The organism is Actinomadura sp. CNU-125 (assembly GCF_001942465.1).
Lineage (GTDB): Bacteria > Actinomycetota > Actinomycetes > Streptosporangiales > Streptosporangiaceae > Spirillospora.
Window position 1 is genome coordinate 1 of the sequence record NZ_MKJY01000201.1, and the last position, 9,698, is coordinate 9,698.

Consider the following 9,698-nt stretch of genomic DNA (forward strand, 5'->3'; position numbering starts at 1 on the left):
GGCGACGGGCGCGGCGGCGGGCCCGGACGGGCGGGCGGCGGCCGCACGCCACCGGGCGAGGCGCGCGGCGGCCTCCACCGGCTCCGCGTCCGTCCATTCCCAGTCGGACCGGTAGTGGTGGGCGAGCAGCGCCAGCCGGACGGCCATCGGGTCGGTGCCCGACTCGCGCAGCTTCGACACGAACACCAGGTTGCCGCGCGACTTCGACATCTTCTCGCCGTCCAGGCCGACCATCCCGGCGTGGACGTAGGCGCGGGCGTGCGGGCGCTCGCCCGTCGCGACCTGCGCGTGCGAGGCGCTCATCTCGTGGTGCGGGAACGCCAGGTCCGAGCCGCCGCCCTCGACGTCGAACGCCATCCCCAGGTACTCGACGGAGATCGCCGAGCACTCCACGTGCCAGCCCGGGCGGCCCTCCCCGAACGGCGAGTCCCAGCCGGGCTCGTCCGGGCGCGCCGCAGCCACAGCAGCGCGTCGAGCGGGTCGCGCTTGCCGGGACGGTCCGGGTCGCCGCCGCGTTCGGCGAACAGCGGCGCCATCTCCGCCCGGGTGAGGCGGCTGACGCCGCCGAAGCCGGGATCGGCGGCGACCGGGAAGTACACGTCGCCGTCGACGTCGTAGGCGGCGTCCCGGCCGCGCAGCTTCTCGATCATCTCGATGACCAGCGGGATCGCCTCGACCGCGCCGATGTAGCGGTCCGGCGGCAGGATCCGCAGCGCGGTCATGTCGGCGCGGAACAGCTCGATCTCGCGGTCGGCGAGCGCGCGCCAGTCCTCGCCGGTCTCGCGGGCACGTTCCAGCAGCGGATCGTCGACGTCGGTGGCGTTCTGCACGTAGTGGACGTCGTGGCCGAGGTCGCGCCACACGCGGTTCACCAGGTCGAACGCCAGGTAGGTGTTGGCGTGCCCGATGTGGGTGGCGTCGTAGGGGGTGATGCCGCAGACGTACATCCGCGCGGCGGCGCCGTCGCGCGGGCCGCCGGGCAGCGTGGGTCGCGTCGCGCCCGTCCCCGTGTCGTACAGGCCGAGCGGCCGCTCCGCGGCGGGCAGTCCCGCATCGGAGAGGCTGGGGACTTCGGAGGCGTGCCACGATCGCATACGGAAAGCTTATCCGTGGGCGGCTCACGCCTTTGATCCGCGTTGGCCGGAACTTCATGTGAGATGCCCCGGTAGCGGCCGCCCGCGCCGGGGGACGCCGGGGCCGCGGGTCAGCCGGGACGCACGCGCGGGTCGAGCAGCGAGTACGCGAGGTCCACCAGCAGGTTCGCGACGATCACGAAGAGCGTCACGGTCAGGGTGACGCCGATGACCACGGGGGTGTCGCCGGTGGCGATCGAGCGGGTGACGAGCTGCCCGACCCCCTGCAGGCCGAACACCTTCTCGGTGACGACCGTGGAGCCGATCAGCGCGCCGACGTCCACACCGAACTGGGTGACGACGGGCGTGAGCGCGGACCGCAGCCCGTGCCGGACGACGACGCGCCGCTCGGTGAGGCCCTTCGCGCGGGCCGTCCGCACGTAGTCCTCGCCGAGCGCGTCCAGCAGCGCCGCGGGTCAGGCGGGTGTAGGCGGCCGCCATCAGCAGGGCCAGCGCCGTCCACGGCAGGATCATGCGCCGCAGGAAGTGCTCCTGCAGCGGCGGTCCCGCCTCGAAGAACGGCAGGCCGGCGGCGCCGAGCCGCGTCGAGAACACGTGCAGCAGCACCAGCGCCGCGACGAACGGCGGCGTGGACAGGCCGACCATCGTGAACACGGTCGTCGCGCGGTCCCACGGGCCGCGGGCGCGGGTCGCGCTCACCGTCCCGGCGAGGACGCCGCCCGCGAACCACAGCACCGCGGCGCCCGACACCAGCAGCAGCGTCGTGGGGAGCCGGTCGGCGATCAGCCCCGCGACGGGCGCGCCGCCGACGTGGGAGTCGCCGAGGTCGCCGCGCAGCAGCCGCCCGAGGAACGCCGCGTACTGCACCGGGACGGGACGGTCCAGGCCGAGGTCCGCGCGGACCCGTTCGAGGCGTCGGGGGTGGCGCGGGGCCCGGCGACGACGCGTTCGACCGAGACCGGCGACAGGTGCAGGAACGCGAACACCAGCGTGGACACCAGCCACATCACCAGGGCGGCGAACGTCAGCCGGCGCAGCACGAATCCCGGCACGGGCCGTCACCGCCCCCCGGGGGCGGCGTCGGTGCGCGGGCCGAGGGCGTCCCTGATCCCCTCGCCGAGCAGGTTGAACGCCAGCGTGGTCAGCAGCAGCAGGGCGCCCGGCACCGCGAGCAGCCACCAGGCGGTCTGGAACACGTCGCCGCCCTCGCCGAGCATCGACCCCCAGCTCGGCATCGGCGGGCGGACCCCGACGCCCAGGAACGACAGCGTCGCCTCGGCGACGATCGCGCCGGGCAGCAGCAGCGACGTCAGCACGGTGATCTGCGCGGTGAGGTTCGGCAGCACCTCCGACACCATGATCCGCGCGTTGGAGGCGCCGAGCGCGCGGGCCGCCTCGATGAACTCGCGCCGCCGCAGCGACAGGACCTGTCCGCGGACGACGCGCCCGAACGAGGCGACCGAGAAGAACGCGACGACGAGGATCGTCATCGCCAGGCCGCCCGCGACCGACGACACCGGGAACGTGGTGGCGAGGGTGATCGCGACCAGCAGGTAGGGCAGCGCGAGGGTGACGTCCATGAGGCGCGCGAGGACGGTGTCGACCACGCCGCCGCAGAACCCCGCGACGACGCGATCAGGTCCCGGCGGCGGCGGCGAGCGCCGCCGCGCCCGCCCCGACGACCAGGGAGATCCGCGCGCCGTAGGCGGTGCGGACCAGGACAGTCGCGGCCGAGCTGGTCGGCACCCAGCCAGAACTCGCGGCCCGGGCCGCGCGGGCTGCCCCGCGGCGTCGAGGCCGGTCTCGGGGAACGTCGCGTGGTAGGGGTGGCCGGTCAGCTGCGCCCACAGCGGCGCGAGGGCCGCGAACAGCGCGATGATCAGCAGGACCCCGGCCGCCGCTAGCGCGGTCCGGTCGCGCCGGAACCGGGCGAGGGCGAGCCGGAACGGGGTCCGCCCGGCGGCCGCCCCGGGCCCCTCCGCGGAGCCGTCCGCGACGGGACGGGCGGAGAGCGGGAGCCCGGACCGCCGTGCGCCCCGTGCCGCCCGTGCGGCGCGCCGCCGGGAGCCGCGGCCGGAACCCCGCACGCGCGCCGCGACCTCCTGCTTGAACACGGCTCCCCGCTCCCACAGCACCGCCGACAAAGATCGCGATCGGTGGTCAAGTTAGCACCGGGCGTGACGTGCGGGCGGGGCGTTGCGGCAAAACGGTGGGGGCGCGCGGCGGGCGGCGCCCCCCGGCCGGTGAGCGGGACCGGCCCGTCAGAGGACGCGGTTCCAGGCGGCCGGGTCGCCCGGGAGGGCGGAGAAGTCGTAGCGGGCGCCGTCCGCGGCGAGCGCGACCAGGCTGACGGAGGTGGTGCCCCACACGTTCCCGCCGCCGAGGTCGATCAGCGGCAGCAGGGCCCGGTGGTCGGCGCGGGCCAGCCCGTCTCCGTCGATCAGGGGCAGCCAGGCGCCCCACGCCTTCGCGGCGGACTCGTCGCCGAAACCCGGCTCCGGGCGGGGCGCGGTGAGCATCCGCGGCCGGAAATGCGCGAGCCGCGCCCGCCATGTAGGCGTCCTCCCCCGCGTCCCCCCTCGCGTCCCCCCTCGCGCCGCCGGGCGGGACGGGCGGGGCCCCGCCCTCCAGGCCGCTGTTGACGACGAGGTGCACGCCGGGACCGAGGTCGTGCTCGGCGAGGGCGTCGCCGTCCCAGCTCCACAGCCGCACCCGCCCCGGTTCGGCGGCCACCAGGTGGAACGGGTCGAACACCTCCAGGGAGAGCACGCCGGGGTCGGCGCCCGACGCCGCCAGCAGCGGCAGCTCCCCGCGGCTGGCGCGGCGGTCTTCGGCGCGCGAACCGGCCGCGCCGTTCAGCACCACCCCGGCGCGGGGCGCGGCCGGGTCCACCGCCAGCCAGGTCCCGCCGGCGCGCAGGTCACGGCCGCCGACCAGGCCGGGACGGTCCGGCCAGTGCGGCGCGGGCCGCTCCCACGCGCGGTTCACGAACTCGTCGCGGACCGCCGCGAGGAGCACGGCACCGGGGAGGACGGATCGATGCTGATGATCGCCGTGCACATGCCCCAATTTGAGCATCATGCCCGGAACGCCGTGACGGCGGGGTCCCGCGCCGAGGCCGGGCGGAGACCACGGACGTCCGCGACGGGCCGGGGCGAGGAGCGAGGGGACGGTCAGAGCGGCGGCCAGGGAACGGCGGGCCAGTCCTCCGGCGGGTAGGGGTGGATGCGGTGCTTGAGCATCAGATCCACGCGGCGCCGGGTGGCGTCGACCTCCTCGGCGGTGAGCAGCTCGGCCAGCCGCGCCCCGAGCGGGCCGCCGCGCAGCCCCTCCCCGACCCGGCCGAGCGCCTCGACCGCCTCGGCCGTCAGCGGCTCGCCGCGCCACTGCCACAGCACCGTCCGCAGCTTGTACTCGACGGCGAAGCTGACGCCGTGGTCGCAGCCGTACACGTGGCCGTCGCCGGGCGGCAGCAGGTGCCCGATCTTGCGGTCGGCGTTGTTGATGACGGCGTCGAACACCGCCATCCGGCGCACCGCCTCGTCGTCCGAGCGCGACAGCGCCACCAGGTCGAGGTCGGAGTCGGGCTCCACCCACAGCTGCACCATGCCGACGCCGTAGGGGCCGTCGCGGTGCACCGTCGGCGGGACGGTGTCCCAGCCCATGACGCGGGACACCTCGTAGGCGGCGACCTCCCGCTCGGCGAGGGTGCCGTCGGGGAAGTCCCACAGCGGGCGCTCCCCCGCGACCGGCTTGTAGACGCACGCGGCCGACCGGCCCTCGTGCTCGATCGAGCAGTACAGGGTGGCGTTGGACGCCTGGACGAGCCGCCCCTCCACGGTCAGCCGCCCGGCGAGCAGGAGCCGTTCGGCGGCGGCGACGTCGCGCGGGGAGACCGGGCGTCGGGCGCGCCGTCGCCGGCGGGCGCCCGATCCCGGGACGACTGGGTCATGCGCTCATTCTCCCGGCATCCGCCCTCATGATCCAGTACGGCGGCGGTCCCGTCCGGCGCGTCGCGCGGCGCACCGCGGCGGCGGGGGCGGCTTCGGGGGCGGGGCGGCGCGTCATGTCAGCCCAGGTATCCGTTCTGCCGGGGGCACACGTGGCCCTCGGCGTCCAGCGGCAGCCCGCACAGCGGGCACGGGGGACGGCCCGCCGCGACGACCTTCAGGGCCCGCTCGGTGAACGCGCGGGCCTGCGCGGGGCTGATCCGCACCCGCAGCACCACGATCGCCGGATCGTCCTCGCCGCGTCCGCGTCGTCGCCCTCGGTCACCTCCTGGGCCTCGATCACGATGCGGTGCTCTTCGGGGTCCCACGCCAGCGCCATCGTGCCGACCCGGAACTCCTCCTCCACCGGCTGGTCGAGGGGGCCGTCGTCGCGCAGCTCCGAGGGCGCCACCGCGGGCACCGGCACGTCGTCGCCGCCGCGGCGCAGCACCTCGTCCAGCAGCTCTTCCAGCCGCTCGGCCAGCAGCGTCACCTGGAACTTCTCCAGGCCCACGCTGGTGACGCGGCGGCCGGAGCGCGCCTGCAGGTAGAACGCGCGGTCGCCGGGCCGCCCGACGGAGCCGGCCACGAAACGCTCCGGCAGATCGTAGGAGATGACGGGCATGGCACCGACCCTACGCGCCGCCGCCGACGACCGCGTCACTCGACCCGAGTCCGGCTTTCCCGGAACCGTCCCCCGCGCGTTCCCCCGCCGGTCCGTCCGCCGCCTCGCCGTCCGGCCCGTCCGCCGGCCGGGGGACGAGGGCGGACACGTCGCCGCCGGTGTCGTTGAGCCGGACGACGAACGGGCGCAGCTCGGTGTAGCGGACGGCGGTCAGCGACGCCGGGTCGGCGTTGATCCGCTGGAACTGGTCCAGGTGCAGGCCGAGCGCGTCCGCGACGATCGCCTTGATGACGTCGCCGTGGCTGCACACCGCGTAGAGGGCGTCCGGGCCGTGCTCGGCGGCGATCCGCGCGTTCCAGTCGCGGACGGCCGCGACCGCGCGGTGCTGCGCGGCGGCGAGGGACTCGCCGTCCTCGCCGGGGAACGTCGCGGCGCTCGGATGGGTCTGCACGACGCGCCAGAGCGGTTCCTTCGCGAGGTCCTCGATGCGGCGGCCGGTCCAGTCGCCGTAGTGCACCTCGCCGAACCGTTCGTCGGTGCGGACGGTCCCGGCGGCGCCGGAGCGGCCCGCCGCGACCGCCTCCGCGGTCTGCACGCAGCGGTCGAGGGGGCTGGACACGATCGCGGCCAGGGGCAGTTCCGCGATCCGCCCGGCGAGCGCCGCCGCCTGCGCGCGGCCGCGCTCGTCCAGGCCGAGCCCGGGCGTCCACCCGGCCAGCACCGGCCCGGTCATCGCGGTCAGGCCATGCCGTACCAGGAGAAGGGTCGTCACGGTCGGCAACTCTACGCAATGCGCCGCCCCCGGGGCGATCACCGGGTTGATCGCCCGGGCGGCCGCCCGGGAGGCGCGCGGCGGGCGGATGCGCGACAATGCGTCCTGTGATCGTCGACAAGGCCGTCTACGCGGGCGGGACCCGGCACGACATCGACGGCGACATCAGCGACGCGCTCGCCCGCGCCGGACGGGACGCCGACCGCTTCGTGTGGATCGGCCTGTTCGAGCCCGACGAGGCGGAGTTCCAGCTGGTCAAGGACGAGCTAGAACTGCATCCCCTCGCGGCCGAGGACGCCGTGCGCGCCCACCAGCGGCCCAAGATGGAACGCTACGGCGACACCCTGTTCGTGGTGCTGAAGACGCTGACCTACATCGACGCGACCTCCGACATCGAGGTCGGCGAGATCATGGTGTTCCTCGGCGACGGCTTCGTCGTGACCGTCCGGCACGGCGCCGGCAACCCGCTCGGGCCGGTGCGCGAGCGGCTGGAGCGCGACCCCGGGATGCTGCGGCACGGGGCGACGTCCGTGCTGTACTCGGTGTGCGACGAGGTCGTCGACCGGTACGGCGTCATCGCGCACGAGGTCGAGGTGGACATCATCGGGCTGGAGCGGGCGGTGTTCGACCCGGACGCGCGCGACGTCACCGCCGACATCTACTCGCTCAAGCGGGAGGTGCTGGAGTTCCGCGGCGCCGAGGACCCGCTCGTCCCGGTCCTGCAGGAGATCGTCAAGGGCCGCGTCCCCGAGTGCGCCGGGACCCGGGAGTACTTCCGGGACGTCCTGGACCATCTGCTGCGCGTGGACGGCCAGGTCGACGCGCACAACGAACTGCTGAACAGCGTCCTGACGGCGCATCTGGCGCTGGTGAGCAGCCGGCAGAACGCCGACATGCGCAAGATCTCCGCGTGGGCGGCGATCATCGCGGTGCCGACGGCGATCGCCGGGATCTACGGCATGAACTTCGACCACATGCCCGAACTGCACTGGACCTGGGGATATCCGGCGGCGCTGGCGGTCATGGCGACGGTCATCACCGTGCTGTTCCGCAGGCTCCGCAAGAGCGGCTGGCTCTGACCGGACGCCCGCTGACCGGACGCCCGCTGACCGGCCGACGCGACCGGCCGACGCGACCGGCGACGCCGACCGGGCCGCCCGCCGGTGCCCGTTCGGCGCGCTCAGCGGGCGTCCGGTCCGGGCTGCGGTCGCGAGCAGGACGGCCCACAGGTGCGACTCCGCGCCGTGCCGCTCCAGCCGCCGCCGGATGCGCTCCACGCCGCCGCGGGTGGGCAGCGCCAGCCGGAGCAGCAGCGGGTACCCGGCCGCGAACCCGGCCACGAAGATCAGCTCGCCGTGGCGACCATCGCCAGCGGCAGCCCCACCAGGACGACGCCGAGCGCCAGCGCGAACCGCAGCAGCACCGCCTGCCGGAACAGCAGCAGCGCCCGTCCCGCCGCGTCGCCGCGCGTCCCCCCGGGCGGCATCGGGCGCGGGGTGCGGGGTCCCGGCGAGCAGCGCGGGCAGCGCGAGGCCGCGATCAGCAGGTAGGGCCACGGCCCGGCGTTCCCGGCGCGCGGCCGCCGCCGTCCTCGACGATCAGCGGCATGATCGCCAGGATGAGGACGGGCGCGGCCAGCAGCACCAGCATCACCGCGCGCAGCCGCCCCAGCACCGTCCCGCCGCGCAGCGACGCGACGAAGCCGGGTCGTCGCCCGGCCCGGCCCCGTACACCGGCGCGAGACCCGCCGCGACGTCGGCCGCGCCGTCGTCCCCGGGGCCCGTCGGCGAGTACATCGAGAACGGGGGTGGTGCCATGGCGCCGCACTCTAACCCGGCGGTGTCCCGCGGCAATAGACTCGGCGGACGGTTCGCGGCGGGTTCGTGCGCAGGTGATCAAACGCGCGGCGGGAACGCTCACCCGGGGACGAAAACCGGGGCCCGCGCCGCCGCCGGACGGCCCGCGCCGCGCGGCCCGCCGGGACGGGCGCGGGAGTACGCGTCCGCGATGACCGATAGATTGACCGCCTATGAAGGAGCGTCACCTGGGGCGGAGCGGGCTGCTGGTGTCCCGGCTGGGCCTCGGCACCATGACCTGGGGCGAGGACACCGAGCCCGACGAGGCCGCGGCGCAGCTCGTCGCGTTCGCCGAGGCGGGCGGCACCCTGGTGGACACCGCCGACGTCTACTGCGACGGCCGCAGCGAGCAGATCCTCGGGCATCTGCTGCGCGAGCTGGTGGACCGCGACGGTCTCGTCATCGCCACGAAGGCGGCGATCCGGCCCGACGGCCGCTACGACGGGTCGCGGCGGCACCTGCTGCGGGCGCTGGACGCCTCCCTGGACCGCATGGACCTCGAGCACGTCGACCTGTGGCAGCTGCACGTGTACGACCCGGCCACGCCGCTGGAGGAGACGCTGTCGGCGCTGGACGAGGCGGTCGCGTCGGGCCGCACCCGCTACGCGGGGGTGTCGAACTTCGCCGGCTGGCAGCTCGCCAAGGCCGCCGCGTGGCAGAAGGCGTGGCCGGGGCGCGCCCCGATCGTGTCGGCGCAGCTGGAGTACTCGCTGCTGCGCCGCGACATCGAGCGGGAGATCGTCCCGGCGGTGCTGGACGCGGGCGCGGGCCTGCTGCCGTGGTCGCCGCTGGGGCGCGGCGTCCTGACCGGCAAGTACCGCACCGGCATCCCCGCTGGGTCCCGCGCCGCGGGCGCCCAGTACGGCGAGTTCGTCCGCCCCTACCTGGACGAGGAGTGCGCCCGGATCGTGGAGTCGGTGGTGACCGCCGCCGAGGGGCTCGGCGTCTCCCCGCTGAGCGTGGCGCTGGCCTGGGTCCGCGACCGGCCGGGGGTCGCCGCGCCGATCGCCGGGGCCCGGACGGCCGCGCAGCTGTCGGCCGCGCTGGAGAGCGAGGACCTGACGCTGCCGGCCGAGATCCGCGCCGCGCTGGACGACGTCTCCGACATGTCCCCTCCTCCTGCGTGACCGCACGGGCCGTCCGTGGCACCCTCAGGACGGTCCACCGCCCCACCGTGAACAGCCGTGACGGGAAGCACGTGACCGACACCCCTACGCCCGCAGACCGCCCCGCCGAATCCCCGGAGTCCGGGCCGCCGAGCGGGCGGCGCGCGCCGCCGCCGTCATGCGCGCCGCCGAGGAGAGCGCCCGGCGCAACCACCCGCGCCCGCCGACGGGCCGCCCAAGCCCGCCGGGCCCGGCC

At 75.6% G+C, this 9,698-nt stretch carries 10 protein-coding genes and 4 pseudogenes; 2 read left to right on the forward strand and 12 right to left on the reverse strand.

The features are described from left to right. The 9 genes and pseudogenes from mshC to BJF79_RS22895 all read right to left on the reverse strand — a co-directional run. Positions 1–1,094 (reverse strand): annotated as a pseudogene (gene mshC / locus BJF79_RS22865) (cysteine--1-D-myo-inosityl 2-amino-2-deoxy-alpha-D-glucopyranoside ligase); the annotation flags it as partial. Between the two features lie 110 nt (positions 1,095–1,204). Then, positions 1,205–1,961: pseudogene (locus BJF79_RS67145) on the reverse strand (ABC transporter permease). Further along, the gene (locus BJF79_RS61190) at positions 1,877–2,146 is read right to left on the reverse strand and encodes a hypothetical protein (RefSeq protein WP_262402431.1); all 270 of its coding nucleotides are present in this window, start codon (positions 2,144–2,146) and stop codon (positions 1,877–1,879) included. The pseudogene BJF79_RS67145 and the gene BJF79_RS61190 overlap by 85 nt, the downstream one beginning before the upstream one ends. Before the next feature lie 6 nt (positions 2,147–2,152). Continuing rightward, positions 2,153–3,229 carry an ABC transporter permease gene (locus tag BJF79_RS22875; protein ID WP_262402434.1) on the reverse strand — a complete coding sequence of 359 codons (1,077 nt, stop codon included), beginning with the start codon at positions 3,227–3,229 and terminating at the stop codon, positions 2,153–2,155. 126 nt (positions 3,230–3,355) lie between these two features. Beyond that, complete coding sequence (locus BJF79_RS61195) at positions 3,356–3,613, reverse strand: hypothetical protein (RefSeq protein WP_262402435.1); 258 nt, start codon at positions 3,611–3,613, stop codon at positions 3,356–3,358. A 334-nt stretch (positions 3,614–3,947) separates the two neighbouring features. After that, positions 3,948–4,175: pseudogene (locus BJF79_RS61200) on the reverse strand (NRDE family protein); the annotation flags it as partial. A gap of 92 nt (positions 4,176–4,267) precedes the next feature. Then, the gene (locus tag BJF79_RS22885) at positions 4,268–4,954 is read right to left on the reverse strand and encodes an SCO1664 family protein (protein WP_075900330.1); all 687 of its coding nucleotides are present in this window, start codon (positions 4,952–4,954) and stop codon (positions 4,268–4,270) included. 209 nt (positions 4,955–5,163) lie between these two features. Further along, positions 5,164–5,708: pseudogene (locus BJF79_RS22890) on the reverse strand (DUF3090 domain-containing protein). Positions 5,709–5,718: 10 nt separating this feature from the next. Then, complete coding sequence (locus BJF79_RS22895) at positions 5,719–6,480, reverse strand: MSMEG_4193 family putative phosphomutase (RefSeq protein WP_075900336.1); 762 nt, start codon at positions 6,478–6,480, stop codon at positions 5,719–5,721. A gap of 98 nt (positions 6,481–6,578) precedes the next feature. Here BJF79_RS22895 and corA point away from each other — a divergent pair, with 98 nt between their 5' ends. Next, the gene (gene corA / locus BJF79_RS22900; protein WP_187357041.1) at positions 6,579–7,559 is read left to right on the forward strand and encodes a magnesium/cobalt transporter CorA; all 981 of its coding nucleotides are present in this window, start codon (positions 6,579–6,581) and stop codon (positions 7,557–7,559) included. Positions 7,560–7,825: 266 nt separating this feature from the next. Here the strand turns inward: corA and BJF79_RS55705 are convergent, their stop codons facing one another. From BJF79_RS55705 to BJF79_RS55710, 3 genes are read right to left on the reverse strand one after another with little or no spacing between them, the layout of a single operon-like run. Beyond that, positions 7,826–7,966, reverse strand: a complete 141-nt coding sequence (locus BJF79_RS55705; RefSeq protein ID WP_158079258.1) for a hypothetical protein — start codon at positions 7,964–7,966, stop codon at positions 7,826–7,828. A gap of 53 nt (positions 7,967–8,019) precedes the next feature. Beyond that, complete coding sequence (locus BJF79_RS61205) at positions 8,020–8,154, reverse strand: hypothetical protein (protein ID WP_262402432.1); 135 nt, start codon at positions 8,152–8,154, stop codon at positions 8,020–8,022. Then, on the reverse strand, positions 8,130–8,297 hold the full coding sequence (locus BJF79_RS55710; RefSeq protein ID WP_158079259.1) for a hypothetical protein: 168 nt from the start codon (positions 8,295–8,297) through the stop codon (positions 8,130–8,132). The genes BJF79_RS61205 and BJF79_RS55710 overlap by 25 nt, the downstream gene beginning before the upstream one ends. 212 nt (positions 8,298–8,509) lie before the next feature. Between BJF79_RS55710 and BJF79_RS22905 the strand changes: the two genes are divergently transcribed. Next, complete coding sequence (locus tag BJF79_RS22905) at positions 8,510–9,463, forward strand: aldo/keto reductase (protein ID WP_075900334.1); 954 nt, start codon at positions 8,510–8,512, stop codon at positions 9,461–9,463. Positions 9,464–9,698: the final 235 nt, after the last annotated feature.